This window comes from Leifsonia poae, from assembly GCF_050632865.1.
Lineage (GTDB): Bacteria > Actinomycetota > Actinomycetes > Actinomycetales > Microbacteriaceae > Leifsonia > Leifsonia poae_B.
On the sequence record NZ_JBODSA010000003.1, the window covers coordinates 564,892 to 590,589 of the forward strand.

Consider the following 25,698-nt stretch of genomic DNA (forward strand, 5'->3'; position numbering starts at 1 on the left):
GCTCAGCGCAGCACCTCCACCAGAGCCACCCACGAGAACAGCACTGTGGTGACGATGGCGAGGATGGTGCCGACCGCCACGACGACGAGTCCCACCTGGGCGGGATGCAGCCCGATGAGCAGCACTCCCCCGACCGCGTAGAGCACGGGCGGCACCGCGAACAGGGCGATGCGCTCGGCGGTGTACCGGCCGAAGCCCGTCTGCACCGCGTCCCGTCGGACCGCGAGCGCGGAGCGCACGACGATGAAACCGCACAGCACGGTTCCGACCAGCACCTGGATGCCGTACCCGATCGGCTCCTGGCCCGGGATGAGCGCGAGGCAGCAGAGCGCGACGCCGAGGATGAGCGCGGCGATGGATGCGCTGGCGCGGGCCGCGAGGCCGCGTGACTCCGCGATCATCCGGATGTTCACCGAGAGCGCGACGATCAGAAGGCCGCCCAGTGCCGCACCCGCTCCCGCGACGGCGACGTTGAACTCGGACCACGCGTCGAACGGCTCCAGCATGCGGCCCAGCGTAGCGGTGCCCCGCGCCAGGGCGTATAACGGGGGCATGGCGGACGCGATCACCAGCTGGATCGACCTGTACCGACGCGCGTGGGAGAGCAACGACCCCGACGACATCCGTGCCCTGTTCACCGAGGATGCGAGCTACCGCACCGAGCCGTTCGCCGAACCGTGGGACGGCTACGAGGAGATCGTCGAGGGCTGGCTCGATGCCCAGGACGACCCGGGAGCCGCGACCTTCGAGTGGCGGCTGCTCGGCCAGGACGGCCCGGTGTACTTCGTCGAGGGCGTCACCGACTACCGCGACGGGCCGATCTACAGCAACCTGTGGATCATCCGCCTCGCCGAGGACGGACGCGCCGAGGAGTTCACCGAGTGGTGGATGGAGCAGGAGCCCGACCAGGGCTGACCGCCGTCGTCACGCCAGCTGGCCCAGCCACAGTCCGAGCCCGGCCGCGGCGAGCGCGAGGACGAGCATCCCGACGCCGTTGACGAGCGCCGCCCGGTAGCGCCGCTGCTGCGCGAGCCGCACGGTCTCGTAGCTCGCCGTGCTGAAGGTCGTGTAGCCGCCGAGGAAGCCGGTGCCGAGCACCGCGCGCCACTCGGGCGTGAGGCCGTGGGCGAGCGCGAGCCCGGTGACCAGACCGAGCAGGAACGACCCCGTCACGTTGATGGTCGTGGTGCCGATCGGGTATCCGACCCGCAGCCACGAACGCAGCAGCCCGTCGAACACGAGCCGTGCGACCGCGCCGACGCCCCCGGCCGCCGCGACCGCGAGCACGAGCAGGGCCGTCACGAGCTGCCCCCGGCGGCCCGGCGCCGTCCGATGGCGGACGCGAGCGCGATGCCGGCGACCGTCGCGAGCGCCCCGATGACGATGGTCGTCGCCGCGTACAGGATGCTGAGCCCGACGCTCTGCGCTGCGATCAGCCCGTCCGTGTCCACCGCGAGCGAGCTGTAGGTCGTGTAGCCGCCGAGGATGCCCGTCCCGGCGAACAGGCGCACGTCACGTCTGGTGCCCTCATCCGGACCGCGCAGCGCGAGCGTCTGCAGCAGCCAGCCGAGCACGAAGGCACCGGTGACGTTGATGAGCAGGGTGATCAGCGGCACACCGCCGACCGGCGGCACGGAGAGCGTGAGGAGGTACCGCACCGCGGTGCCGAGGGCGCCGCCGGCGAAGACGAGCAGGATGGAGCGCGGCCGCAGATGCAGTGGGCTCCTGGGACGATCGGCCGGCACTAGACCGGCGTGTCTTCCCACGGGAAGCCCTGGGCTCCCGGCTGCGGGTTGAGCGGGACCACGATGACGGGACGGTGCTGGCGATGTGCCAGGTGCACCGCGACCGAGCCGTTGAAGAACTCCCGCAGGCTTCCTCGCAGCCCGGCCTCCCGCGTCCCGACGACGATGTAGCGCGCGTCGATGTCGTCCGCCAGCCGCGCCAGGGACCACGCCGGATCGCCCGCGAGCTGCTGCAGCGAGTACGGGATGCCGCGTCCGTCGAGCACCGAACGGATGTGCGCCTCGAGCTCCGGGTCGAACCGCTCCTCCTCGGTCTCGGGAAGGTCGGGGTCGTACGGAAGGGCGACCACCGTGCCGTCGACGTAACTCGAGACGACATAACGGTCGGGGTCGACGTTCGCGCAGACGAGCGGGACGTCGAGATCGTCGGCCAGACGGGCCGCCTGCTCCAGCACCGCCACCGGCTGCCCCGGGACCACCGCCGCCAGGATGCCGCCGCGCCCTGCCCGCTCGTTGCCGCTCATGCCCCTAGTGTGCACCATCTCACGGGTTCACTCGTGCGGGCCGCTGGGGTACGTTCGGCCTACCAGCGTCTGAGAGGAGCCCGACCCGATGGCCGACACGCCACCGCTGCCGCGCGAGCGCCGCCGCACCACCCGGGGCCTCCGTCCGCTCCCCGAGCTGACCAAGGATCTGGTGGCGCAGCTGCGGCGCCTGGTCGCGACAGAGCTCGCCCTCTTCAAGGCCGAGATGGCTGCGAAGGCCAAGGCCGCCGGGATCGGCGCCGGGCTGCTCGTCGGCGCTCTGCTGTTCCTCTTCTTCGCGTTCGGTGTGCTGATCACCGCCGCCGTGCTCGGGTTCGCGCTCATCCTGCCGGCCTGGCTGGCGGCGATCATCGTGGGCGTCATCCTGATCATCATCGCCGTGGTGCTCGGACTGATCGGGATGCGCAGCCTCAAGAAGGGCGTGCCCCCGATCCCGGATGACCTCGGCAGCGAACTGAGCGCCGACGCGAAGGCCCTGAAGGGAGAGCAGCCGTGACCGACGAGACGACGCCCTCGATCAGCCGCCAGGGTCAGCGCCCCGCCGGACGCCCGCCGGTGCCGAAGGGCGCGGGCATCAACACGTTGAAGCTCGACCTTGAGGTCACCCGCGACGAGCTCGCGAGCACGCTCGACGACCTGTTCGCGACGTTCAACATCCGGGTGCAGATCCGATCGCATCCCGTCTTCTTCGCCGGCTTCTTCCTGGCACTGACCGGAGCGGCCGCGGGCATCGCCACTCTGCTCATGCGGAGGCGCGGGCGTGCCGACTGACCGCGGAGGCGTGGGCAGTGACCGGGCGCAGGCGGTTCGGCGGATCGAGGACCGCAACAGCCTGCCCTGGTACCGGCTGCCGTGGGGATTCATCCTCAAGCGGACGATGCGCAGCTTCTCGACGGACCAATGCACCGACCTCGCGGCCGGCCTGACGTACTTCGCGGTGCTGTCGCTGTTCCCCGCACTGCTCGCGCTGGTCAGCCTGCTGGGGATCGTCGGCCAGAGCAAAGCGGGCATCGACGCCCTGTTCGGCATGGTCGACGACCTGGCGCCGGGCATCGCGGATGTGCTGAAGGGACCGATCCAGGGGCTCGCATCCTCGCCCGCCACCGGCTGGGCACTCGTCATCGGAATCGTCGGCGCCGTGTGGTCGGCGTCGGGCTACGTCGGCGGCTTCGGCCGGGCGCTCAACCGCGTGTACGGGGTGCAGGAGGGACGCACGTTCATCGCGCTGCGACCCGTGCAGCTCGGCGTGACCCTGCTGGCGCTGGTGCTGATGTCGCTGCTGGCGCTGATGCTCGTGGTCTCCGGCCCCGTCGCCGAGTTCCTGGGAGGCTTGATCGGACTGAGCGAGGCCTTCGTCGTCGCGTGGTCCATCATCCGCTGGCCGATCGTGATCGTGGTGATCGTCCTGCTGGTGGCGGTGCTGTACGCGGCGACGCCGAACATCAAGCACCCGCGGATCCGCTGGCTGACCCCCGGGTCCATCGCCGCGATCGTGGTGCTCGGGATCGCCTCGGCGGGTTTCGCCTTCTATGTCGGCAACTTCGGGAACTACGACCGCACGTACGGCGCCCTGGCCGGGATCATCGTCTTCCTTCTCTGGATCTGGATCGCCAACAACGCGCTCCTCTTCGGCGCCGAGCTCGACTCCGAGGTGGAGCGGGCACGGGAGCTGGTGGCCGGCATCGAGGCGGACGACGTGCTCCGGCTCCCCATGAAGTCGGACAAGGCGCTGCTCAAGGCGCGCGAGGCGCACGCCGGCGACATCCTGGCCGCGCGCGATCTCCGACGCCGGTACCGGACGGGCGTCAAACACTGACACCGCGCTAGCCTCGAAGAATGAGCGACGCGCGACCCGGCCACGACCTTCCCGACAGCCGCGGACGTACGGGCTTGCACTCCACCGGCCGCGAGCTCGTCGGCAACGCGAACGTGCGCATCCGGGACGTGGAGGTCACCTCCGACGGCTGGCACGTGCTCCGCCGCACCACCTTCGACCACCGCGGCCGCGACGGGAGCTGGACGACGCAGACCCGCGAGACCTACGACCGCGGGAACGGCGCGACGGTACTGCTGTACGACCCGATCGGGCGCACCCTGCTGCTCTCGCGCCAGTTCCGCTTCCCCGCCTACGTCAACGGGCATCCGGACGGGATGCTGGTCGAGTCGGCCGCCGGGCTGCTCGACGGCGACAGCCCCGAGGACGCGATCCGCCGCGAGGCCACGGAAGAGCTCGGGGTGCGGATCGGCAACCTGACGCACCTGTTCGACCTGTACATGAGCCCGGGATCGGTGACCGAGCGCGTCCACTTCTACGCGGCGCCTTACGTACCGGCCGACATCGACGGCGGCGGGGGCGTCGCCGACGAGGGCGAGGAGATCGAGCCGGTGATCGTCCCGTACGACGAGGCGCTGGCGTGGGTGGCGGACGGCCGCATCGCGGACGGCAAGACCGTCATCCTCGTGCAGTGGGCGGCGCTGAACCTGTTCGGTTGAAGCGCCGGCTCAGCCGTAGCGGAGGGTGGCGCCGTCCGACTTGAGGAAGTCGATGTGCAGGTGGTTGCAGGTGTCGTCGAACGGCTTGAAGTTCGAGAGGTCCATCGACGAACGGCAGCCGATCTGACCGAGGCCGGTGCCGTTCGGGACCAGCGGGTCGAGGATCTTGATCAGCTCGACCGACTTGGCGTCGCCACCGGTGAGGGGCGAGCCGTTGAGCAGGTAGAAGTCGACCGCGTGGCCGCCGCCGTCGGCGTAGTGGGCGGACGAGGTGCCCGCGCCTTCGATCTGACCGGTGCACCGGCGGTTGATGTCGCTGATGCCGACCTGGTTGAAGTTGTCGAGGGCGACCGAGATGGCCTGCAGCACCCGGTAGTCCACGCCGCAGCCCGGCACCGCCTGGCCCTCGGCGAGGTCGGCGATCTCGGGGATGTGGTTGGGCGTGGAGCCCACCAGGCGTCCCGCTGCGACGGCGCCCATGATCTGGACGGCGAGCGCCTGCACGGTCGGCGAGACGGTGGAGTTCGTGGTCGAGTCGAGCGCCTGCGGGCTCTCCTGGATGGCCAGGCCGTCGCGGGCGACGACCTGCGTCACACCACCACCGCCGGTGAGGGTCTGCACAGCGAGCGCCGTGCGCGCGGCGCCGACGGTCGAGCCCTCGCCCGTCGTGGCGTACGCGGGGAGTGCGGCGGTGCCGAAGAACGCGGCGAGCGCCAGCATGACGACCGCGTGCACGCCCCAGCGGCGGCGCTCCGGATGGGCGGAGCGGACGCGCGGCGCGCGGACGGGACGCTCGGAGCGGGCGACACGTGCGGCCTTCGGGGCGCGCTCGGCGCGCTTGGGCTTGACGACGATGCGCTCGCGGACGGCGCGTTCCTGGATGGCGTGGCCCTGGGCGGCACGGGCCGGGACGGCGCGGGCCTTCTTGCGCGGCCGGCTGCGCTCCGCCTCGAGGGCGGCGCGGCGGCTCAAGGGCTGCGCGGCTGTCAGCTGCTCGGGCGTCGTGAACGCGCTGACCGGGTCGGCCGAGAGCTCCGTCTGCTGTTCCACATCCACCACGATGGGTGCCTTGGCTGCGCGGCGAGGCCGCACGGAAGGAGTGGACTGGGGCAAGCTGCTGGGTCTTCCTGGGGAGGTCGGTCGGGGTCGACGCACCGGGACGGCGCGAAAGCGTACGTTCTTTTCTACCCGATTTCGCCTGGATGTTCCATCAATGCAGACGAATAGATTCCGGCCGGGGGCTCATCCTGCGAGTTCGGGTCAGGCAGGGGCCCCCATCCGGAACCACGACGGCTGGAAGTCGCCGTCCTTTGCAAACCTAGGCGTGTCGAGGCGATGGGGTACCGCGTGGTACGGCTGGTACGACGCTGCTCCCAGCGTCCGGTCAGGGGATGACGACGACGAGTTCGACACGCCCGGCGAGTTCGCGGAGAGCGACCGTCCCGCGCTCTGCGAGCTGTCGCAGACCGATGCCCGGTCCGCGCGTGTCGAGGGTTCCGCCGGAGACGATCACGACGTCGACGCCGTCCCGTCCACTGGGGCGGAGCGCGACCTCGACGAGGGAGCCGTCGCCGTGCCGCACGGCGTTCGCGAGCCCTTCCGAGACCGCGTCGACGACCGCGGACGCGCGTGCCGGGTCGGCCAGGCGCTCCCAGACGCCGTCCCCGTAGTGAACGCGGAGCTCGATCGCGGACGACCAGCTCTCGACCAGTGCACGGACCTCGTCGGCGGCCTGCGGATCCTCGTGGCCGCCTCGGAGAGCATCCCTGGCGCGTCCGACCACCTCGGCGATGCGCAACGCGGCGGTCTCGGGGCCGGCCGCCGGCGCCGCCGTCAGCGCGAGCGCCCCCGCGATCAGCTCCGACTGGACACCCGCGTGCAGGAGCCGGGCGAGCGACGCCCGCTCGCGGTCGTACTCGGCACGGATCCGCGCGGCGACGGCGACGTTCGCCTGCAACGCCTCCTCCAGCTCCGCCTGGTCGCTCCGAACGCGCAGCGTCAGCGACGAGACGAGAGCGACGCCGAGCGCGATGACCGGATACGTCAGCGCCTCGAACCAGGCCGACGATCCGTCGAGCCCGCTCATCATGAGCCCGAGGGCGCCCGTCAGCGTGACGAGGATGCCGATCGCGATGGAGAGGAGGATGAGCGTCGCAAGTCGTAGCGAGGGCCGCGAGGGCAGCGGCACGAGGGTCGCCGCGGCCCCGGCGGCCAGCAGGACCACGAGACCGGTCGCGAGCGGAAGCAGGCTGGACAGCCCGAACAGGGTGAGGCCGAAGGGGACGACCAGAGCGGTGTACAGCAGCGCGGTGCTCAGCGGCGGCGCGGCGCGCATCCCGCCGATCACCGACGAGGACCACTCGCCACGTCCGAGCGGCGGCGCGTCCGGCACGCCCTCGACCGGCTCGTCGCTGTAGACGCGGTGGCTCGCCGGACGCACGACGTCTTCGGCGAGGGTGCGCAGCACGCGTGCCGCTTCGCGCGGCTCCAGTCGCTCCTCGGACGCGGCGGCGGCCGCTTCCTCCATCGCCGACAGCACTTCGTCGACCGCGGTGCTCCGCAGCCGGCCGAGCCGTTCGGCGGCGCATTCGACGTCCAGTTCCGACGCCCGCTGCGCCGCGCGGAGACGACGGAACACCCCGCGGTGCTCACGCACCAGGTCGACACCGACGGCCGTCAGCGCGAAGACGACGACGCAGACCACGAGGTTGACGAGGATCCGTGCGCCCAGGTCGCCGGGCGCGACCGGGATGCCGAGCAGGCCGCCGGCCTCGAGGAAGATCAGCGGGCGGACCGCGCCCACCACGCCGAAGATCGCATACACCGCGAGCGCGCGTCCGCGTCCCCGGACCACGCGCAGCACCGCCACCCCGAGGAGCAGCAGCCCGCCGATGATCGCATGCTGGAGGGCGGCGACGGCCAGCACCGCGAGCGGTCCGCCCGTCACGTACTGGAGCCCGGACATCACCGTCAGGGCGAACGGCAGGGTGAGCAGCCAGGTCCACCAGCTGATCGCGTTGGGGCCGTACGAACGCTGAACCGATCGGCGGAACGTCGTCATCCGGCGGTCAGAGCCCGGTCGCCGGATCGCCGAAGGTCGCCGCGTACAGCGTCGCGGCCGCCACCCGCGGCGTCGTCCGCTCGCCGCCGGCGAGTCCCAGCGCGGCGAAGACGCGCTCGACGCTCTTCTCCACCGCGCGCACGGTCACGTTGCGCCGCCGGGCGATCTCCGCGTTGGTGAGCCCGGCCGCGAGCAGCCGTGTCGTCTCGAGTTGGGCCGCCGTCAGCGCCAGGAGGCGGGAACGCGCGTCCGTTCCGGCGTGCTCGCGGGCGACGGGCCGATCGGCGAGCACGGCCTCCGCGGCGTCGACGAGCTCGGCCACCGACTCCACTGCGGCCTTGTTGACGAAGGAGGCGTGCATGACGGTGCTGCGCGCCTGCGCGGCGGCTGCGTCCCTCGACAGGTTGCTGAGGAACGTCACCGCGAGGTGGGGAGCACGCTGCTGCAGGATGGTCGCCAGCTCGACGCCGTTGGGCCGGCTCCCGAGGTCGATGTCCGTGACCAGGAGGTCGGGGTCGGTCGCTGCCGCGAGCTCCAGCGCCTCGGCGGCGTCACCGGCGCCCGCGGCGTCGAAACCGCGCTGGGCGAATGCGTCGACGACGAGCGAACGCATCAGGGCGTGGTCCTCCACCACCAGCACCCGCCGCCGCCACGTGTCCACCGCCACTCGCACAGGATAACGCGGCGGAGGACATGATCCTCCGGTCCGCGTCACCCCAGTAGTGGTCGGGTGCTCGCCGCGAACAGGCCGCGAACATCCGTTCCGTAGACTGGCGACGAAGAGCCTTTCGAGACGGAGGATGCGCATGGGATCGAGGTGGGCTCGCGTCTGTCGCGGCATGCTCGCCTCGGCGACCGCGATCTTCGTCGCCGCGCTCTTCCACGTCGCGGGCGGCGGTGCGGCCCCCGGGCCGGTCGCGCTCGCGCTCAGCCTGGCTTTCGCGACCCTCGCCTCCATCGCCCTCACGGCACGCCGGCTCTCGCTGTGGCGCCTCACCGTGGCGGTCGGGCTGAGCCAATTCCTCTTCCACGCGTTGTTCTCGCTCGGCGAGGGGAGCGCGCGATTCGCCGCTCCGGGTGGGATGAGCCACCTCCACGCCGGGATGCACCTCGTCATGTCGACCGGTTCGATGCCGGCCGCGCACGATTCGGACCTCAGCCCGTCGATGTGGCTCACCCACGCCACGGCCGTTCTGATCACCGTGGTGGCCCTGCGCTTCGGAGAGCAGTCGTTCTGGGGACTGTTCCGGACGGCAGGCGTGCGGGTCGCTCGCGCGGCGGACCGACTGGTCGTGCTGCCTGTGCCGGTGCCCACCGCCGTCGTCGCGGTCGCGGCCGCCGAGCCGGCGCGGCTGCGCGACCTCGGCCTCCCGCTCGCCCGGCTGCGCCACCGCGGACCGCCGGCGATCGCCTGCGCGTTCTGACAGCATCCGGAGCCTCCGGACGCTGCCGGTCACGCGCGCACAGCGCTCACCGACGATCCGATCGCTCAAGGGAAACCCATGAAGAAGTCCACGTTCGCCGCGTCCGTCGCGGCGGCCTCCACCGCTCTGCTCCTGCTCTCCGCGCCGCTCGCGGCCAGCGCGCACGTCCACGTCGACCCCGACCAGGCCGCGCCCGGAAGCTACACCAACCTCACGTTCAAGGTGCCGAACGAGTCGGCGACCGCCGGCACGGTCAAGCTGGTCGTCGACCTGCCGACGGCCACCCCGTTCACCTCCGTCAGCTACCTCCCACTGGCCGGATGGACCACCACCGTCGACACCGAGAAGCTGGCCAAGCCGGTGAAGACCGACGACGGCACGATCACGGAGGCGCCCGTGCGGGTCACCTGGACCGCCAACAGCGGCGTGCAGGTCGCCCCGGGGCAGTTCCAGCAGTTCACCGTCTCGGCGGGCGCCGTGCCCGACACCGGTTCGATCGAGCTCCCGGCGCACCAGCACTACTCCGACGGCACGGTCGTCGACTGGGATCAGCCGACCCCGGCGTCCGGCAAGGAGCCCGAGCACCCCGCGCCGACCCTGTACATCGACACTCCGGCGCCGTCCGAGGACGGCTCGAGCGCGCTGCTGGCGACGGACGCGCCGAAGCCGCAGGCCGCCGACTCCGGAACGACGGCCACGGTCGTCTCGATCGCGGTCGGCGTCGGCGGGCTCGCGCTGGGCGCGATCGCCCTGGTCATCGCCGTCTTCGCGCTCACCCGGGCCGGGCGCGGCGCCGAGCGTAAGGTGCAGGGATGAGGACCAGGCTGCTCGCCGGGGCCGCCGGCATCGCCGCGGCCGCCGCTCTCGTGCTGGTCCCCGCCTCGGTCGCGGCGGCGCACGACTACGTCGTCAGCAGCGACCCGGCCGCCGACTCCACCGTGACGACGCCGCTGGAGTCGGTGACTGTCACCTTCAACGACCGCGTCCTCGACCTGTCCGGGGACGGCTCGACGAACCTGCTCACCGTCACCGGGCCGGGAACCGAGGCGCGTCACTTCGAGACGGGATGCGCGACGGTCGCCGACACGAAGGTGAGCGCGCCGGTGGCGCTCGGAGCTGCGGGTTCGTACACGGTCACGTACCAGGTCGTGTCCGCAGACGGGCACACCGTGTCTGAGTCGTATCCGTTCACCTACCAGCCGCCCGCCGGCACCAAGGCGGCACAGGGGGCGGAGGCGTCGCCGTGCGGTGCCTCCGCCCCGAGCGCCGCGGCGACCGAGGGAGCGGCCGGTTCCGGCGGCGGGTCCACGGCGTCGGCGACGGCCACCGCATCCACACCTCAGCCGACGGCCGCGTCGAACGGCACCGACCTGGGGCTGGTCATCGGCATCGCGATCGGGATCGTGCTGCTGGCCGTCATCGGCGTGGTGATCGTGCTCGTGACCGCGCGGCGCAAGCCACCCGCTGGCCCGGCGGGCGGGTCCGATTCCACAGCCTGAGGGGTGAACGTTACGCCTCTGGTGCCGAGCTGCGAAGCGGTCCCGTAGGGACTATCCGCGCCCGGCCCGCAGGCGTAACGTTCGCGCATGGCCAGACAGAGCGACCAGCAGACCGCCGACTTCCCGGACGTCGTCCCCGAGGAGCAGATGGATCCGGACATCGTTCCGGCGCCGCAGCCTGCGCCCGACTCCGTCGACGACGGTGACGAGGAGGACGGCCGGCTCTAAGCAGGCTCCTCGCCCTCCTCGCGGATCTGGCCCTCCTCGGGGTCGTGCGCGGTGAGGTCGGCGCTCGTGTACTGGCGCTCACCGGGGTCGAGGTCTTCCCGTTCGTCGTCGCCATTGGCGCGGGGATCGGACATGGTCGCTCTCCTTCTGTGTAGATCTAGGACGGTACCCCTTAGCAAGAGTTGAGCAGTCGTCCAGTCTCGTGGGGCACAGTGGCCCTCGTGGAGACCGTGGTGGACGTCGTGCTCGTGGTGCTCGCCGTCCTGGCGATCGCCGCCGGGTGGACGAAGGGCGCCATCCGCTCCGCCGGCACCCTGATCGGCCTCGGGGTCGGGCTTTGGCTGGGTCTCATGCTCGCGCCGGTCGTCGTCGGCTGGTTCGCCGATGCCGGCTTCGGCGGGGCGACCCAGCGGTCCGTCGTCGCTGCGGTCGTCATCCTCGTCTGCGCGGGCGTCGTATACGCCCTCACCGGTGCACTCGCCGGCATCGTCGGCAAGCTGCTGCGCCACGGTCCCGTCCGCTGGCTCGACTCGCTCGTCGGCGCCGTCCTCGGCCTGGCCACCTGGGCCGTCGTCGTCTGGCTCCTCGCCGGCTTCGCCATGGCCACCAGCCTCGCCACCGTCGTGCAGGCCGCCAGCTCGTCGCGCGTCGTGGCGACCCTGAACAGCGTCGCGCCGCTCCCCTCCTCCACCGTGCTCGGAGCCATGGACGACGCCCTCGCCGGCGCCGGCCTGCCGAAGGTCTTCGAGGGCGGCGAGACGATCCGCGCCGTCCCCGAGCCCGACGCGTCCATCCCGCCGGCTGTCTCGCGAGCCGAGCAGTCCGTGGTGACCGTGCTGGCCTCCAAGCCCGCGTGCGGCCTGGACTCGGAAGGCAGTGGATGGGTCGTGCAGCGCGGCCGGGTCGTGACCAACGCGCATGTGGTCGCGGGAGCCTCCTCCGTCGTCGTCCGCGAGTCGGGCAGCACATCGGTCGAGCGGGCGACCCTGATCGCCTTCGACCCGTCGCGCGACCTGGCCGTGCTCGACGTGACCGACCTCAACGCCGCGCCGCTCGACATCGGTCCGGACCTCACCGCCGGCGCCGCAGCGTACGCCGCCGGCTACCCCGGCGATGGCCCGTTCACGATCTCGCCGCAGCGCGTCCGCGACCGCGTGACCGCCCGGGGCACCGACATCTACCAGAGCGGCAGCGTCGACCGCGACATCTACTCCCTGCGCGGCAGCGTCCGTCCCGGTAACTCCGGCGGTCCGCTGCTCGACACGAACGGGCAGGTCGCCGGCGTCGTCTTCGCCCGCAGCGCGACCGACCCGGACACGGGCTACGCGCTCACGCTGGCCGAGCTCCGACCGGTCCTGTCGTCGGTCGGGTCGACGCCGATCAGCTCGGGGGCGTGCACCGCGGGCTGATCGCCCTCGAAACCGGCCGCCGGACATGGTTGGCTGGAGCCATGAAGGCTGTGACCTACTCCACCACCGGCGACTCCGACGTCCTCACCCTCGGCGAGCGCGAGGAGCCGCATCCCGGCCCCGGTGAGGTGCTCGTGCGCATCCACGTCTCCGGGGTGAACCCGACGGACTGGAAGGCGCGGAAGGGCAGCGGCTCGAAGGAACTCCCCGGCCGCAGGTTCCGAACCAGGACGGCGCAGGAGTCGTCGACGAGGTCGGCGAGGGCGTCACCCGGTTTGCACCCGGTGACCGCGTCTGGGTGTGGGATGCCGCCTACCAGCGCCCGGACGGCACCGCCCAGGAGCTCGTGGTGCTGCCCGAGCGACAGGTGGTGGCGCTGCCCGACGACGTGACGTTCGATGAGGGCGCGTCGTTCGGCATTCCGGCGCTCACCGCGCACCGGGCGCTCACCTCGTACGAGCACGCGCCGACGGAGCTCGCGCCGGGGTCCCTCGACGGCCGGACCGTGCTGGTCGCGGGAGGCGCCGGCGCGGTCGGCCACGCGGCCATCCAGCTCGCGGTGTGGGCGGGTGCGACGGTGATCGCGACCGTCAGCAGCCACGACAAGGCCGAGCTCGCCCGCTCGGCCGGTGCGCACCACGTGGTCAACTACAAGGAACCCGACACCGCGCAGGCCATCGGCGCACTCGCCCCACGCGGCGTGGACATCGTGGTCGAGGTGAACGTGTCCGCGAACGCCGAGCTCGATGTGAAGGTGACCGGCGCGAACGCCACCATCGCGAGCTATGCCGACGCCCCCGGCGCCGACTCCGTGACGATTCCGGTGCGACCGAGCATGTCGAAGAACCTGCGCTGGCAGTTCGTGCTCACCTACACGGTGGCGCCGGAGACCAAGGACGCGGCCGTCCGCGCTGTGGCCGCGGCGGCGGCCGATGGAGCCCTTCGGGTCGGAGCCGAGCACGGCCTCCCGATCACGCGCTTCCCGCTCGCCGAGACCGCGGCCGCCCACGACGCCGTCGAGAACGGCGTCGTGGGCAAGGTGCTCATCGACGTGGCTTGACCGCCTGCACGGCCAGCGCGACGACCGAGGCGATCGCGATGGCGGCCGAGTAGCCGAGCGCGGTCGGCAGCAGCCCGATCGCACCGATCAGCTCGCCGGCGACCAGCGCCGGAACACCGTAGGCCAGGTAGCTGACCAGGAACACGCCCGCGAACAGCTCGGCGCGCTGATCGTTCGGAGCGAGCGGGGCCAGGATGCGCAGCATCGCCGAGAAGCCCGCGCCGAATCCGCCGCCGGCGATGGTCGCGCCGACGAACAGCAGCGGCAGGACCGCACCGGCGATCCCGACCGCGGCCACCGCGACGCCGACCAGGATGGCCGCCATCGCCCAGACCACGGTAGTGCGCGCCACGGCACGGGTCAGCACCAGTCCCGCGATCGCGCCGACGGCGGGCGGCACGGCCACGATGGCCCCGTTGAGCAGGCCGCTGTCGAGGTGGAAGACGCCGTGCAGGATGGACGGCGACAGTCCGATGAAGAGGCCTGCGAGCATCCAGGTCGCGAGGAAGAGCGGGATCGCGCCGACGAACTCGCGCCGGGCGGCCCGAGGGATGAGCAGACGCGGGATGAGGGACCGCGCCGCGCCCGGACGACGCTTGACCGTCTCGGGCGAAGCGACGATGACCAGGATGCCTGCGGCGAACAGCACCGCCAGGGTCACGAACACCAGAATCGTCGGCTGCGGCACGAACTGCACCGCCACACCGGTCAGGAACGCGCCGATCGCGATGCCACCGACGGGAGCCGTGCTGCCGATGGTCGCGCCCAGCTTCTTCTGCTTCTCGGGCGCCAACTCGACGAGGGCCGCGGTGAAGGTGCTCATGGCCGCGCCGGTCGCGACGCCCTGCACGGAGCGGGCGCCGATGATCCAGCCGATGTCGGGAGCGAAGAGGAAGACCAGCATCGCGACGACCTGCAGTGCGAGTGCCGCGATCAGGACGGGGCGCCGGCCGATGTGGTCGGAGAGCGAGCCCGCGACGAGGAGGGTGATCAGCAGCGTGACCGCGTAGATCGCGAAGGCGACCGTGAGCAGCCACGGCTGGAAGCCCCACTCCTGCTGGTACAGCACGAAGAGCGGGCTGGGCGCGCCGACGGCGAGCGCCACCGCGACGAAGGTCAGCGCGGTGCCGGCGAACGCGGCCGCGGGGCGAAGGCGGAAGCCGCGCGTGCGTCGGGCGCTGGTGCGCCGGACGGCGAGCATCCCACCGGTGCGGGTCTCGGCTGTGGTCATGTCGACTCCTTAAAGCAATTTTGATTGCTTTTGCGACTATAGAGGCGGGCTCAGGAAAAAGCAACAATATTTGCGTTAAGCTATTCCCATGGAAACGACGACCACACCGGCCAAGCGCACGGGAGGCCGCAGCGCTGCGGTCATCCACAACGTGCGCACGGCTGTCGAAGAGCTCGTCGAGGAGAAGGGCCAGGACAAGGTCACGGTCCCGATGATCGCCGAGCGCGCCGGCGTCAACCCGACCAGCATCTATCGCCGCTGGGGCGACCTCCCGACCCTGATCAACGACATCGCGACCTACCGGCTCGACCCCGAGCGTCCGCTGCCGGCCAACGGAGACCTCCGCGCCGACCTGACGGCGTGGACGCGCGAGATCGTCGAGCACTACCGCAAGCCGGTCAATGCGGCGCTGCTGCGCGGCGGTGCATCTGCGGCCGGTGAGCAGCAGTCGTACTGCCTGCGCAACCGCCGCGTGGAGGCGAACCTGCTGCTCGACCGCTATCCCGATGCCGGGGTGACGGCCGACGACATCCTGGATGTGGTGATCGCGCCGGTCATCTACCGCGTAATCTTCCTGCCCTGGACGCTGGACGATTCCACCGCCGAACACCTGGTCGCTCGACTGTTCCGCTAGCCCTGCCGCGAGGAGGTAGTGTCGGGAGGCGATGCCTGAGGAACGGACCAGCGAGGAACGCGCCGCGGCCCGCTCCGGCTGGGCCGTCGGCATCGCGACCGCTCTCTACGGCATCTCGTTCGGCGCCCTCGCCACAGCCTCCGGTCTCGACGTCTGGCAGGCGTGCGTCCTGAGTCTCGTGATGTTCAGCGGCGGTTCGCAGTTCGCGCTGATCGGGGTGCTCGCCTCAGGCGGCGCCGCCGCGGGCGGAACCGCGATCGCCAGCGCCGCGCTGCTCGGCGTGCGCAACTCCTTCTACGCGCTCCGCCTGTCCCGGATCATCGGCCCGGGCTTCTGGCGGCGGGCCGGCGCGACGCAGCTCACCATCGACGAGTCGACCGCGGTCGCAACGGCCCAGACCGAGCCGAGGGCGCAGCGGATCGGGTTCTGGGTGACCGGCCTGGTCGTGTTCATCGGCTGGAACATCATGACGCTGGCCGGCGCGCTGCTCGGCAACCTGATCGGCGACGTCAAGGCATACGGGCTGGATGCGGCCGCCGCGGCCGCGTTCCTCGGACTGCTCTGGCCGCGGCTGAAGGCGCGCCAGACCCAGGCCGTCGCTGTCGCGGGCGGCTTCGTCGCGACCCTCCTCACGCCGTTCCTCATGCCCGGCCTCCCGGTGCTCGCGGCCGCGGTGGTCGCGATCGTGCTCGGCGTGCTGAATGTCTTCGGCCGCCGGGACGACCCACCGCATCCCGAGGCGATCCCGATGGAACGGGAGGTGGAGCCGTGACCACGTGGCACGTCATCCTGCTCGCGTCGATCGCGGTGCTGGGTCTCAAGGCGGTCGGCTGGCTGGTCCCGCCCAAGGCGCTCGACCATCCCACCGTCGCGCGGGTCAGCGACCTGCTGACCGCCGCACTGCTCGCGGCGCTGATCTGCGTGCAGACGCTCGGCGCCGGACAGTCGCTGGAGCTCGACGCGCGGCTACCGGCCGTCGCGATCGCGGCCGGGCTGTACGCGCTGCGGGTGCCGTTCATCATCGTGGTGCCCGCCGCCGCGGTGGTCGCGGCGCTCATCCGGCTGTTCACGTAGGCCCTTTCCGCCCACCGCGAACCAGCAACCTCCGACCCTCCCTTCGGAGCGACACTGATGCCATGAACGAGGACGAGGTGGACGACCGGGCGGCGCTCGACGCCTACTCGGCCGCCGTCGTGAGGGTCGCGGAGACGGTGCTGCCGTCGGTCGCGGCCGTGTCCGTCCGCACGCGCTCCGGCGCCGGGGCGGGCAGCGCGTCGGTCATCAGCGCCGACGGGCACCTGCTCACCAGCGCGCACGTCGTGGCGGGCGCGACCGGCACCGAGCTGTCCTTCGCCGACGGCACCACCGTCGACGCCGAGGTCGTCGGCACCGACCCCCTCTCCGATCTCGCGGTGCTCCGCGCACGCGGTGCCACTCCCCCGCCGCTGCGCCTCGGCGACGCCGCGCGACTCCGCGTCGGACAGCTCGTCGTCGCCCTCGGGAACCCGCTGGGCCTCGCAGGAAGCGTCACCGCGGGCATCGTCTCCGCGCTGGGCCGCTCGCTGCCCACAGCATCCGGTCGCGTCATCGACGAGGTCATCCAGACGGACGCCGCGCTGAACCCCGGCAACAGCGGCGGCGTGCTCGCCGACAGCGCCGGCCGGATGGTCGGCGTCAACACCGCCGTCGCGGGAATCGGTCTGGGGCTCGCCGTTCCCATCAACGCGAGCACGCTCGAGATCGTGGAGGCGCTGAAGTCCGCGGGCCGCGTCCGCCGCGCGTGGCTCGGCGTCGCAGGCACCAAGGTGCGGCTGACACCGGAGGCGGCCGCGAAGGTCGGTGCGCCGATGGGAATCCGCATCGCCACGGTGGTGGCGGGCAGCCCCGCGGCCGAGGCCGGCGCGCGGCCCGGCGACATCGTGGTGTCGCTCGACGGCATCCCCGTGGTCGACCCGACCGGCCTGCAGCGGCTCATGGTCGAGCGCGCGATCGGCCGCCGCATGGAGCTCACCCTCTGGCGCAACGGCGCCCTGGTGGATGTGGTGGTGCTGCCGCAGGAGCTCGTCGCCTGAGGGTTGTCGGCGGCGCCCCGTAACGTGACGCCGTGAGCGCATCCTGGCACCCGGTGGCGAATGCGCAGCCCACCGAGTGGCTGCTCCGCCAGGGGGCACTCGGCACGCCGTACGGCGTCATCCGGCGGTTCGCCTTCGGCGACCCGAATCGGCCGGACATCTGGTTCCGGGTGGTCACCTGGGCGCCCACCTCCGAGGGCCGCGAGCTCATCGGATGGTGCCGCACGTTGGAGGCCGCGGCCGCCGTCGCGTGGGACCACCGCTGCGCCGCCGAGTCCTGGCGCCACCACCTCGCCGCCCGTCGCACCGACGCGGGGGCGATGGCGGCCCAGCGTCCGGCGGCCGCCGAACTGGTGCGCTACTACCGGGCTGCGCTTCGCCGCAGTCCTGAATCCGTGCTGGCCCGGATGCCGCAGCCGGCCCGGCGACCCTAACCTGTCAGTGTCTCGGCCAGGGGGACCGATCCAGTCGGGGGACGGATCGGGAAAGGGCCCGGAGCGATCACGCTCCGGGCCCTTTCATTGTTCACACGAGGGTGCGAACGGGAGTTACTTGGTCAGCGGCTCCAGGGTCGGGTCGTTGGCGTACGCCTCGGCCGCGTTCTCCTTGGTGACGATGACCGGCTTCAGCAGGTAGGCCGGGACGACCTTCTTGCCGTTGTCGTACGACTTGTCGTCGTTGATCTCGGGCTTCTTGCCCTTCTGCAGGTCCTCGACCATGGTGATGGCCTGCTTGACCAGGTTGCGGGTGTCCTTGTTGATGGTCGAGTACTGCTCGCCCGCCATGATGGACTTGACCGACTCGGCCTCCGAGTCCTGACCGGTGACGATCGGGACCGGCTTGCCTGCACCCTTCACCGAGGTGATGATGGCGCGGGCGAGGGTGTCGTTCGGGGACAGGACGCCGTCGAGCTCGGTGGAGCCGTAGTTGGCGGCGAGCAGGGTGTCCATGCGGGTCTGCGCGTTCGCCGGCAGCCAGCCCTGGGTGGAGGTCTGCTTGATCTCGGTCTGACCCGAGACGACCTTCAGCGTGCCGTCCTTGATCTTCGGCTCGAGGATCTTCATGGCGCCGTCGAAGAAGACCTTCGAGTTGGCGTCGTCCGGCGAACCGGAGAAGAGCTCGATGTTGAAGTTCTTCTTGCCCGGGTACTTCTTCGCCATGCCGTCGAGCAGGGCCTGACCCTGCAGCTCGCCGACCTTCTCGTTGTCGTACGCGACGTAGTAGTCGACGTCGTTCGTGTTGAGGATGAGGCGGTCGTACGCGATGACGGTCGCGCCGGCGTCGTGCGCGGCCTTGGCCTGCGCGGCGAGCTGGCCACCGTCGACGGCGCCGATGATGACGACCTTGGCGCCGTTGGTGATCATCGACTGGATCTGCGACTGCTGGTCGGAGACGCCCGAACCACCGGCGTACTGCACGTCGCCCTTGAAGCCGGCCGACTTGAGGCCGTCCTCGAAGAGGCCACCGGCGAGAACCCAGTTCTCCGACGTCTTGGTCGGGAGGGCGACGCCGATGGTGGCTCCCTTGTCGAAGCCCGAAGCGGTGGAGTCACCGCTCGAACCACGGCCGCTGCCGGAGCAGCCGGTCAGGGCGAGCGCGGCGGCAGCAGCGACGGCCACTGTCGCGAGTGCGATTTTGCGCATTGCAATCTACTTTCTCTGTGTGTGGGGGTGTTGCAGGTTGGAGGTGAAGCGAAAAGGGGAACCTACGAGGTAAGGGACCTCGAGGAGTCCTCGGCCTGGTCGCCGGTCGGAACGACGGCGGGCTGCTCCTCGGCCGCGGCGTCGACGCGCTGCGTCTTGTCGCGGTTGAACATCCTGCCGATGAGCGAGGGACCGCCGCGGCGCTTGGAGTAGACGTCGATGCCGACCGCGATGAGCAGGACCAGGCCCTTGATGATCTGGACCTTGTCGCTCGTGACGCCGAGCAGCTGGAGACCGTTGTTGAGGACGGCGATGACCAGACCACCGATGATGGAGCCGGCGACGGTACCGATACCGCCGGAGACCGCGGCACCACCGATGAAGACGGCGGCGATCGCGTCGAGCTCCCAGCCGAGGCCGTCCTGCGGGCCGGAGGACACCGAGCGGGCGACGGCGATCATGCCGGCCAGGGCGGCGAGCACCGACATGTTCATCATGACGAAGAAGTTGATCCGGCGGATCTTGACGCCCGACAGCTCCGCGGCGTGCGAGTTGCCGCCGACCGCGTAGATGTGACGACCGAAGATCGTGTTCCGCGTGATGAACGAGTACAGGATGATCAGCACGCCGAGGATGACACCGGCGACAGGGAACGAGGTGCCCACGCGGCCGCTGCCGAACAGCACCGCGGCATAGACGACGACCGCGTCGAGGATGACGACCTTGAACACGCTGACCCAGAGCGGCGCCTTCTCGGAGCCCATCTTGGTCTGCTTGCGGCGGGTGCGGACCTCCATCAGCGCGATGACGACCGCGATGATCAGGCCCAGCAGCAGGGTGGAGTTGTTGAAGCCGGTGTTCGGGCCCCACTCGGGGAGGAAGCCGCCGCCGATGTAGGTGTAGCCGTCCGGCACCGGGATGGTGTTCGCGTTTCCGATCAGCTGGTTGAGGCCGCGGAAGATGAGCATGCCGGCCAGGGTCACGATGAAGGCGGGGACGCCGACGTAGGCGACCCACCAGCCCTGCCAGGCGCCGATCACGACGCCGACGACGAGGCCGAGCAGGATGGCGAGCGGCCACGGCACGTTCCAGTCGTTCATCGACTTCGCGACGATGATGCCGACCAGAGCCGCGACCGAGCCGACCGACAGGTCGATGTGGCCCGCGATGATCACCATGACCATGCCGATCGCCAGGATCAGGACGTAGACGTTCTGGTTGACGAGGTTGATCAGGTTGACCGGCTCGAGGGTCTTGCCGCCGGTCAGGATCTCGAACAGCAGGATGATGACGACGAGCGCGCCCAGGATGCCGAACTGGCGTCCGGTGGACTGGCCGCCGCCGAACATCATGCCGAGGTCGCGGATGCCTCCGGACTTCTTCTTCTCTGCGATCTGCGTGCTCATGGTTATCGGGTCACCCTCTTCTTGGCGGATGTCATGCTTTTCAGGAGAGTCTCGGGGGTCGCTTCCGCGATCGGGAAGTCGGCGGTGATCTGACCCTCGAAGATCGTGTAGATGCGGTCGGAGATGCCGAGCAGTTCGGGCAGCTCGGAGGAGATGACGATGACGCCCTTCCCCTGGGCGGCCAGCTGCTGGATGATCCCGTAGATCTCGAACTTGGCGCCGACGTCGATGCCGCGCGTGGGCTCGTCCAGGATCAGGATGTCCGGGTCGGTGAACATCCACTTCGCCAGGACGACCTTCTGCTGGTTGCCGCCGGACAGGGTGCTCACGCCGCGGTTGACGTCGGGCGTGCGGATGCGGAGGCGCTTGCGGTACTCGTCGGCGACCGCGTACTCCTGCAGGTCGTCGACCACGCCGCGCTTGGCGATCTTCTTGAGCTTGGCGGCGACGATGGACTGCTTGATGTCGTCGAGCAGGTTGAGGCCGAGCACCTTGCGGTCCTCGCTCACGTAGGCCATGCCGTTGTCGATGGCCTCGGAGACGTTGCGGACCTCGATCTTGTGGCCGTCCTTGTAGATCTCGCCCGAGATCCAGTTGCCGTAGGAGTGGCCGAAGACGCTCATCGCCAGCTCGGTGCGGCCGGCGCCCATCAGGCCGGCGAAGCCGACGATCTCACCGCGGCGCACGTAGAAGCTGGAGTTCTTGACGACCAGGCGCTCGGGGACCTGCGGGTGCTGGACGACCCAGTCGCGCACCTCGAAGAAGGTCTCGCCGATGTTCGGCGTGCGCTCCGGGTAGCGGCTCTCGAGCGTGCGGCCGACCATGCCGCGGATGATGCGGTCCTCGTCGACGCCGTCCGCTTTCACGTCCAGCGTCTCGATGGAGTGGCCGTCGCGGATGATCGTGATCTGGTCGGCGATCTGCTCGATCTCGTTGAGCTTGTGGCTGATGATGATCGAGCTGACGCCACGGCCCTTGAGGCCGACGATCAGGTCGAGGAGGTGCTGCGACTCGGCCTCGTTCAGCGCGGCGGTCGGCTCGTCGAGGATGAGCAGCTTGACGTTCTTGTTGAGCGCCTTCGCGATCTCGACCAGCTGCTGCTTGCCGACGCCGATGTTCTTGATCTGCGTGTCGGGGTCGTCGCTCAGGCCGACGCGGGCCAGCAGCTCGGTGGCGCGGGTCTTCGCCTGCTGCCAGTCGATGACGCCACCGCGGCCCGGCTCGTTGCCGAGGAAGATGTTCTCGGTGATCGAGAGCTCGGGGATGAGGGCGAGCTCCTGGTGGATGATCACGATGCCCTGCTGCTCGCTGGACTTGATGTCCTTGAAGCGCTGGACCTCGCCCTGGTAGACGATGTCGCCGGTGTACGTGCCGTACGGGTAGACGCCGGAGAGGACCTTCATGAGGGTGGACTTCCCCGCGCCGTTCTCGCCGCAGATCGCGTGGATCTCGTCGGCGTGCACGGTGAGGGAGACATCCTCCAGGGCTTTCACACCAGGGAACTCCTTGGTGATCGCGCGCATCTCGAGGATGACTGCGTTCGACGGCATCGTCGCTCCTGTTCGAGCTCGGGTAATGGATGTGCCTAAGTAGTAAACGCTATGTTCTCACTTGTCGTCAAATAGTGAAGACAACGATGCGATAACAGTCAGTCGTTACCCGCGAGTGCGCCCTGGATCACAATGGCCGCGGCGCCCAGCGACTCGGCCCGGTCGCCCAGCGACGACACCCGCACCGACGTGGTGCCGGCGATGATCGGCAGCGCATTGTGCTGGATCCCGCGCCGGATCGGGTCGAGCAGCGCATCGCCGAGACCCACCAGCGGACCGCCGATCAGCACAAGTTCGGGGTTGATGACGTTGGCGATGTTGCCGATCGCCTGGCCGATGGCGGTTCCGGCGTCGCTCACCACGCGCAGCACCGCCGGGTCCTGTGCCAGGCCGCGGCGCAGGATGTCGGAGGTCGTCAGGCCTCCTCCGGTGCCGTGTCCGAGCGATTCCAGCATGACGCTGGTGGAGGCGACGGTCTCGAGGCAGCCGCGATTTCCGCAGCGGCAGATCACGCCGTGCTCGGCGACCGGCGTATGCCCGAGCTCCCCCGTGATGCCGAGGAACCCGTAGTACGGCTGCCCGTTCAGGATGAGGCCGGCGCCGATCCCGGTGCCGATCTTCACGAAGATGAGGTTGCGCTCCCCGCGGTTCGCGCCCCAGGTGACCTCGGCGAGAGCGCCCAGGTTGGCGTCGTTGTCGACGACCACCGGGAAGCCGAAGACGTCCTCCAGCTCGCGCCGCGTGATCCCGACCCACTCGGGGAGGATGGCGCCCTGGAGAACCGTGCCGGTGCGCCGGTCGATGGGGCCGGGGATGCCGACGCCCACGGCGAGGACGGACTCCCGGTCGTGGCCGCCGTCGGCGAGCATCCGGTCGAGCAGCCGCGCCGCCTCCTCGACGGCGCCGACCACGTCGTAGCCGGGCTCGAGGGCGACCTGCTCCTCGGCGATCACGTCGTAGCCGAGAGTGGAGAGGACGATGCGCACGTGGCGGCGCCCGAAGTCCACACCGACTGCGATGTCGCCGGTGTCGGTGAGCTGCACGAGGAGGGCGCGGCGGCCGCTCGACGTCACCGGACTGGTCGCGACGACGCCCTTCGTCGCCATGTCGCGGACGATGTTCGACACGGTGGCGGTGGACAGGCCGGTCCCGCGCGCCAGCTCTGCCTGGGTCGACGGTCCGTGGGCCAGAAGGAACTCGACGAGTCGTTCCTGGTTCAGATGCCGCAGGGCGCCTTGCGACCCGGGGTTGCGTGCGCCACGGGGGATCAGCCCCTGAGTGGCGGTCATGACGATAAGCGTGAACGATCGGCGTGTTGGAGTCAAGCTGTGAACGCAATCGTCCACCCCGCGATCAGGTCACACCCCGATCTCTATGATCTTCCTCATGACGATCCTGTCGCTTCTGGCCTTCGCCGGGCTGTGCCTGGTGCTCGCGCTGACGCCCGGCCCGGACACGTTCCTCGTGCTGCGCTACAGCATGGGCCGGGCGCGCGACGGCATCGCTGCCGCCGCGGGGACGGCGATCGGGTCGCTGGTGTGGGCGGCGCTGGTCGGCTTCGGGCTCGCCGCGCTGCTGGAACAGTCGGCCGAGGTCTTCCGCATCGTCAAGATCGCGGGCGGCCTCTATCTGCTCTACCTCGGCGTCTCGGCGTTCATCGCCAGCCGTCGCCAGGCGCGTCGCAGCCAGGGAGAGGTCATGGCCGAGCTTCCTGCGCCGCGCCGCAGGTCGTCGTCCAGCCTGCTCGCCGGGATGCTCTCCACGATGCTCAACCCGAAGGTCGGCCTGTTCTTCATCGCCGTCGTGCCGCAGTTCGTCTCCGCGCACGCGAGCTTCGGCGAGACGCTGCTCCTCGGGGCAATCGACGGGCTCATCGGCATGCTCTACCTCATCGCGGTCGCGCTCCTCGCGTCCCGCATGATCGCCTGGCTGCGCCGCCCGCGCGTGACCCGCGCCCTGGAGCGGACCTCCGCCGGCATCCTCGCCGCGCTCGGGATCGGAACGATCGTCGCCGGAGCCGAGGGCTGACTCCCCTGCGATGATGGGAGCATGCCCATCCTGAACAAGGACATGCAGGTCTGCATCTCGCTGGCCGGCCGTCCCAGCAACATCGGTACGCGGTTCCACAACTTCCTGTACGACGAGCTCGGCCTGAACTTCGTCTATAAGGCGTTCACCACCGACGACCTGGAGGGCGCCGTGCGCGGCATCCGGGCGCTCGGCATCCGGGGCTGCTCGGTCTCCATGCCGTTCAAGGAGGCGATCATCCCGCTGGTCGACAACCTGGAGGCGTCGGCGGTCGCGATCGAGTCGGTGAACACGGTCGTCAACGAGGACGGGTTCCTCACCGCGTCCAACACCGACTACGAAGCGGTCGCCCAGCTGCTCGCCGAGCACGAGGTCGACCCCGGGCAGAGCGTGCTCGTCCGCGGCTCGGGCGGGATGGCAAAGGCGGTAGTCGCGGCGTTCCGCGGCGCAGGCTTCGACGACCTCACCGTCCTGGCGCGCAACACGGACGCCGGGCCGGCTCTCGCCGAGCGCTACGAGTACCGCTGGGTGCAGGACGACCCGGAGCCCGACTTCGACGTCATCGTCAACGTGACCCCGCTCGGGATGCGCGGCGACCAGGAGGCGGAGCTCGCCTTCTCCCAGCCGTTCATCGATCGGGCTGCGACGGTGTTCGACGTGGTCGCGTTCCCTTCCGAGACGCCGCTGATCACGGCCGCCCGCGCCGTCGGCACACCGGTCATCACGGGCGCCGAGGTGATCGCGCTGCAGGCGGCGCGGCAGTTCGAGCGCTACACGGGCGTCGCCCTGACGCCGGAGCAGGTGGCCCGCGCCTCGGAGTTCTCGCGCGCCGAGTGATCCGGCGCCGCCGGTGTGATGCGCGTCCCGGTGTCCAGGGAGTAGCTTGAGCCCACGGACCGTGAAGGAGCGTGACGCATGGGCATCGGAAGCGGCATCTTCATCTTCGTCGTCGGTCTCATCCTGGCCTTCGCCCTGCAGGTGGAGGTCAGCTGGATCGACCTCAAGCTGACCGGTTACATCCTCATGGGTGCGGGGTTCGTCGTGTTCGTGATCTCGCTGGCGTTCGCCCTCCGGCGCCGTCCGCGGACCACCGTGCGGCGGGAGACCATCGACCCGGCGACGGGCGAGCGGGTCGAGCGCACCACCGATGAGTACTGAGTCGCGCCCATACAATGGCCGGGTGTCAGACGACGTCCTCGCCCTGGAGAACCAGGTGTGCTTCGGTCTCGCCGTGGCGGCCCGGAGCGTCATCGCGCTCTACCGTCCGGTGCTCGAGCCCCTTTCGCTGACCCATCCGCAGTACCTCGTGATGCTCGCCCTCTGGGAGCAGGAGCCCCGGTCGGTCAAGAACCTGAGCGATTCGCTGGCGCTGGAGCCGGCGACACTGTCCCCGCTGCTCAAGCGGCTGGAGGCCATCGGCTACGTGGAGCGCAAGCGCAGCCTCGCCGACGAGCGGGCGCTGGAGGTGCGCCTGACCGAGAGCGGCCGAGCGCTGCGGGCGGAGGCGGAGAAGATCCCCGGACGCATCGTCGAGCGCCTGGGGCTTCCGGCCGGCGAGCTGGCCGAGCTCCGCACGAGCCTCCACACGATCATCGCGGCCGCCGCGCGCATCCCGGAGCCGGCTGGAGCCTGACCCCGGGGTCAAGGTCTACTCTGGCGGGGGAGGATGA

At 70.4% G+C, this 25,698-nt stretch carries 32 protein-coding genes and 1 pseudogene; 20 read left to right on the forward strand and 13 right to left on the reverse strand.

Annotated elements, in window-relative coordinates:
* Window positions 1-2: 2 nt before the first annotated feature.
* Window positions 3-506 (reverse strand): hypothetical protein, encoded by a 504-nt coding sequence (locus ACRAWB_RS12860; RefSeq protein WP_431353680.1) that lies wholly within the window; start codon window positions 504-506, stop codon window positions 3-5.
* Between the two features lie 46 nt (window positions 507-552).
* Here ACRAWB_RS12860 and ACRAWB_RS12865 point away from each other — a divergent pair, with 46 nt between their 5' ends.
* Entirely contained in the window at window positions 553-915 is a 363-nt protein-coding gene (locus ACRAWB_RS12865; protein ID WP_431353681.1) for a nuclear transport factor 2 family protein, read from the forward strand.
* Window positions 916-924: 9 nt separating this feature from the next.
* Here ACRAWB_RS12865 and crcB read toward each other — a convergent pair whose 3' ends face one another.
* From crcB to ACRAWB_RS12880, 3 genes are read right to left on the reverse strand one after another with little or no spacing between them, the layout of a single operon-like run.
* On the reverse strand, window positions 925-1,302 hold the full coding sequence (gene crcB, locus ACRAWB_RS12870; protein ID WP_431353682.1) for a fluoride efflux transporter CrcB: 378 nt from the start codon (window positions 1,300-1,302) through the stop codon (window positions 925-927).
* Entirely contained in the window at window positions 1,299-1,745 is a 447-nt protein-coding gene (locus ACRAWB_RS12875) for a fluoride efflux transporter FluC (RefSeq protein WP_431353683.1), read from the reverse strand. Before ACRAWB_RS12875 ends, crcB begins: the two co-directional genes overlap by 4 nt.
* Entirely contained in the window at window positions 1,745-2,269 is a 525-nt protein-coding gene (locus ACRAWB_RS12880; RefSeq protein ID WP_431353684.1) for a universal stress protein, read from the reverse strand. The genes ACRAWB_RS12875 and ACRAWB_RS12880 overlap by 1 nt, the downstream gene beginning before the upstream one ends.
* An 88-nt stretch (window positions 2,270-2,357) precedes the next feature.
* On the opposite strand from ACRAWB_RS12880, the gene ACRAWB_RS12885 reads away from it, so the two are divergent.
* From ACRAWB_RS12885 to ACRAWB_RS12900, 4 genes are read left to right on the forward strand one after another with little or no spacing between them, the layout of a single operon-like run.
* Window positions 2,358-2,786, forward strand: coding sequence for a phage holin family protein (locus ACRAWB_RS12885; RefSeq protein WP_431353685.1), 429 nt, complete (start codon window positions 2,358-2,360; stop codon window positions 2,784-2,786).
* Window positions 2,783-3,061, forward strand: coding sequence for a hypothetical protein (locus ACRAWB_RS12890; protein WP_431353686.1), 279 nt, complete (start codon window positions 2,783-2,785; stop codon window positions 3,059-3,061). The genes ACRAWB_RS12885 and ACRAWB_RS12890 overlap by 4 nt, the downstream gene beginning before the upstream one ends.
* Window positions 3,051-4,106, forward strand: a complete 1,056-nt coding sequence (locus ACRAWB_RS12895; RefSeq protein ID WP_431353687.1) for a YihY/virulence factor BrkB family protein — start codon at window positions 3,051-3,053, stop codon at window positions 4,104-4,106. Before ACRAWB_RS12890 ends, ACRAWB_RS12895 begins: the two co-directional genes overlap by 11 nt.
* A gap of 20 nt (window positions 4,107-4,126) precedes the next feature.
* Window positions 4,127-4,783, forward strand: a complete 657-nt coding sequence (locus ACRAWB_RS12900; RefSeq protein WP_431353688.1) for an NUDIX domain-containing protein — start codon at window positions 4,127-4,129, stop codon at window positions 4,781-4,783.
* A gap of 9 nt (window positions 4,784-4,792) precedes the next feature.
* Here the strand turns inward: ACRAWB_RS12900 and ACRAWB_RS12905 are convergent, their stop codons facing one another.
* The 3 genes from ACRAWB_RS12905 to ACRAWB_RS12915 form a co-directional block, all read right to left on the reverse strand.
* On the reverse strand, window positions 4,793-5,833 hold the full coding sequence (locus ACRAWB_RS12905) for a hypothetical protein (protein WP_431353689.1): 1,041 nt from the start codon (window positions 5,831-5,833) through the stop codon (window positions 4,793-4,795).
* 334 nt (window positions 5,834-6,167) lie between these two features.
* Complete coding sequence (locus ACRAWB_RS12910; protein WP_431353690.1) at window positions 6,168-7,844, reverse strand: hypothetical protein; 1,677 nt, start codon at window positions 7,842-7,844, stop codon at window positions 6,168-6,170.
* A gap of 7 nt (window positions 7,845-7,851) precedes the next feature.
* A complete protein-coding gene (locus ACRAWB_RS12915) occupies window positions 7,852-8,511 on the reverse strand; it encodes a response regulator (RefSeq protein ID WP_431353691.1) in 660 nt (219 codons plus the stop codon).
* A 139-nt stretch (window positions 8,512-8,650) separates the two neighbouring features.
* Between ACRAWB_RS12915 and ACRAWB_RS12920 the strand changes: the two genes are divergently transcribed.
* The 4 genes from ACRAWB_RS12920 (at window position 8,651) to ACRAWB_RS12935 (ending at window position 10,995) form a co-directional block, all read left to right on the forward strand.
* The gene (locus tag ACRAWB_RS12920) at window positions 8,651-9,268 is read left to right on the forward strand and encodes a hypothetical protein (RefSeq protein WP_431353692.1); all 618 of its coding nucleotides are present in this window, start codon (window positions 8,651-8,653) and stop codon (window positions 9,266-9,268) included.
* Window positions 9,269-9,346: 78 nt separating this feature from the next.
* Entirely contained in the window at window positions 9,347-10,084 is a 738-nt protein-coding gene (locus ACRAWB_RS12925) for a YcnI family copper-binding membrane protein (protein WP_431353693.1), read from the forward strand.
* On the forward strand, window positions 10,081-10,767 hold the full coding sequence (locus ACRAWB_RS12930; protein ID WP_431353694.1) for a copper resistance CopC family protein: 687 nt from the start codon (window positions 10,081-10,083) through the stop codon (window positions 10,765-10,767). The genes ACRAWB_RS12925 and ACRAWB_RS12930 overlap by 4 nt, the downstream gene beginning before the upstream one ends.
* Before the next feature lie 87 nt (window positions 10,768-10,854).
* The gene (locus tag ACRAWB_RS12935) at window positions 10,855-10,995 is read left to right on the forward strand and encodes a hypothetical protein (RefSeq protein ID WP_167552380.1); all 141 of its coding nucleotides are present in this window, start codon (window positions 10,855-10,857) and stop codon (window positions 10,993-10,995) included.
* On the opposite strand, the gene ACRAWB_RS12940 is transcribed toward ACRAWB_RS12935, so the two are convergent.
* Complete coding sequence (locus ACRAWB_RS12940; RefSeq protein ID WP_363806481.1) at window positions 10,992-11,129, reverse strand: hypothetical protein; 138 nt, start codon at window positions 11,127-11,129, stop codon at window positions 10,992-10,994. The two genes, ACRAWB_RS12935 and ACRAWB_RS12940, sit on opposite strands and share 4 nt — an antisense overlap.
* 87 nt (window positions 11,130-11,216) lie before the next feature.
* Between ACRAWB_RS12940 and ACRAWB_RS12945 the strand changes: the two genes are divergently transcribed.
* Together ACRAWB_RS12945 and ACRAWB_RS12950 are read left to right on the forward strand one after the other, a co-directional pair.
* The gene (locus ACRAWB_RS12945) at window positions 11,217-12,404 is read left to right on the forward strand and encodes a MarP family serine protease (protein WP_431353695.1); all 1,188 of its coding nucleotides are present in this window, start codon (window positions 11,217-11,219) and stop codon (window positions 12,402-12,404) included.
* Between the two features lie 41 nt (window positions 12,405-12,445).
* Window positions 12,446-13,464 (forward strand): annotated as a pseudogene (locus ACRAWB_RS12950) (NADPH:quinone reductase).
* On the opposite strand, the gene ACRAWB_RS12955 reads toward ACRAWB_RS12950, so the two are convergent.
* Window positions 13,448-14,695, reverse strand: a complete 1,248-nt coding sequence (locus ACRAWB_RS12955) for an MFS transporter (RefSeq protein ID WP_431353696.1) — start codon at window positions 14,693-14,695, stop codon at window positions 13,448-13,450. The pseudogene ACRAWB_RS12950 and the gene ACRAWB_RS12955 sit on opposite strands and share 17 nt — an antisense overlap.
* Before the next feature lie 88 nt (window positions 14,696-14,783).
* On the opposite strand from ACRAWB_RS12955, the gene ACRAWB_RS12960 reads away from it, so the two are divergent.
* The 5 genes from ACRAWB_RS12960 (at window position 14,784) to ACRAWB_RS12980 (ending at window position 17,835) form a co-directional block, all read left to right on the forward strand.
* Window positions 14,784-15,329, forward strand: coding sequence for a TetR/AcrR family transcriptional regulator (locus ACRAWB_RS12960; RefSeq protein WP_431353697.1), 546 nt, complete (start codon window positions 14,784-14,786; stop codon window positions 15,327-15,329).
* A 31-nt stretch (window positions 15,330-15,360) separates the two neighbouring features.
* Window positions 15,361-16,101 carry an AzlC family ABC transporter permease gene (locus tag ACRAWB_RS12965; RefSeq protein ID WP_431353698.1) on the forward strand — a complete coding sequence of 247 codons (741 nt, stop codon included), beginning with the start codon at window positions 15,361-15,363 and terminating at the stop codon, window positions 16,099-16,101.
* Window positions 16,098-16,403 carry an AzlD domain-containing protein gene (locus ACRAWB_RS12970; RefSeq protein WP_431353699.1) on the forward strand — a complete coding sequence of 102 codons (306 nt, stop codon included), beginning with the start codon at window positions 16,098-16,100 and terminating at the stop codon, window positions 16,401-16,403. The genes ACRAWB_RS12965 and ACRAWB_RS12970 overlap by 4 nt, the downstream gene beginning before the upstream one ends.
* A gap of 62 nt (window positions 16,404-16,465) precedes the next feature.
* Window positions 16,466-17,401: a S1C family serine protease gene (locus ACRAWB_RS12975; RefSeq protein ID WP_431353700.1), complete on the forward strand. Its 936-nt coding sequence runs from the start codon at window positions 16,466-16,468 to the stop codon at window positions 17,399-17,401.
* Window positions 17,402-17,433: 32 nt separating this feature from the next.
* On the forward strand, window positions 17,434-17,835 hold the full coding sequence (locus ACRAWB_RS12980) for a hypothetical protein (protein WP_431353701.1): 402 nt from the start codon (window positions 17,434-17,436) through the stop codon (window positions 17,833-17,835).
* Window positions 17,836-17,949: 114 nt separating this feature from the next.
* Here ACRAWB_RS12980 and ACRAWB_RS12985 read toward each other — a convergent pair whose 3' ends face one another.
* The 4 genes from ACRAWB_RS12985 to ACRAWB_RS13000 form a co-directional block, all read right to left on the reverse strand.
* Window positions 17,950-19,044: a substrate-binding domain-containing protein gene (locus ACRAWB_RS12985; RefSeq protein WP_431353702.1), complete on the reverse strand. Its 1,095-nt coding sequence runs from the start codon at window positions 19,042-19,044 to the stop codon at window positions 17,950-17,952.
* Window positions 19,045-19,106: 62 nt separating this feature from the next.
* On the reverse strand, window positions 19,107-20,450 hold the full coding sequence (gene mmsB / locus ACRAWB_RS12990; RefSeq protein ID WP_431353703.1) for a multiple monosaccharide ABC transporter permease: 1,344 nt from the start codon (window positions 20,448-20,450) through the stop codon (window positions 19,107-19,109).
* A gap of 2 nt (window positions 20,451-20,452) precedes the next feature.
* Window positions 20,453-22,000, reverse strand: a complete 1,548-nt coding sequence (gene mmsA / locus ACRAWB_RS12995) for a multiple monosaccharide ABC transporter ATP-binding protein (RefSeq protein ID WP_431353704.1) — start codon at window positions 21,998-22,000, stop codon at window positions 20,453-20,455.
* A 98-nt stretch (window positions 22,001-22,098) separates the two neighbouring features.
* Window positions 22,099-23,289 (reverse strand): ROK family transcriptional regulator, encoded by a 1,191-nt coding sequence (locus ACRAWB_RS13000; protein WP_431353705.1) that lies wholly within the window; start codon window positions 23,287-23,289, stop codon window positions 22,099-22,101.
* A gap of 97 nt (window positions 23,290-23,386) precedes the next feature.
* Between ACRAWB_RS13000 and ACRAWB_RS13005 the strand changes: the two genes are divergently transcribed.
* The 4 genes from ACRAWB_RS13005 to ACRAWB_RS13020 all read left to right on the forward strand — a co-directional run bounded on the left by ACRAWB_RS13005 (window position 23,387) and on the right by ACRAWB_RS13020 (window position 25,661).
* Entirely contained in the window at window positions 23,387-24,028 is a 642-nt protein-coding gene (locus ACRAWB_RS13005; RefSeq protein ID WP_431353706.1) for a LysE family translocator, read from the forward strand.
* Window positions 24,029-24,049: 21 nt separating this feature from the next.
* On the forward strand, window positions 24,050-24,865 hold the full coding sequence (locus ACRAWB_RS13010) for a shikimate 5-dehydrogenase (protein WP_431353707.1): 816 nt from the start codon (window positions 24,050-24,052) through the stop codon (window positions 24,863-24,865).
* A 78-nt stretch (window positions 24,866-24,943) separates the two neighbouring features.
* Window positions 24,944-25,186, forward strand: coding sequence for a DUF6458 family protein (locus ACRAWB_RS13015; RefSeq protein ID WP_431353708.1), 243 nt, complete (start codon window positions 24,944-24,946; stop codon window positions 25,184-25,186).
* A gap of 22 nt (window positions 25,187-25,208) precedes the next feature.
* Complete coding sequence (locus ACRAWB_RS13020; RefSeq protein ID WP_431353709.1) at window positions 25,209-25,661, forward strand: MarR family winged helix-turn-helix transcriptional regulator; 453 nt, start codon at window positions 25,209-25,211, stop codon at window positions 25,659-25,661.
* Window positions 25,662-25,698: the final 37 nt, after the last annotated feature.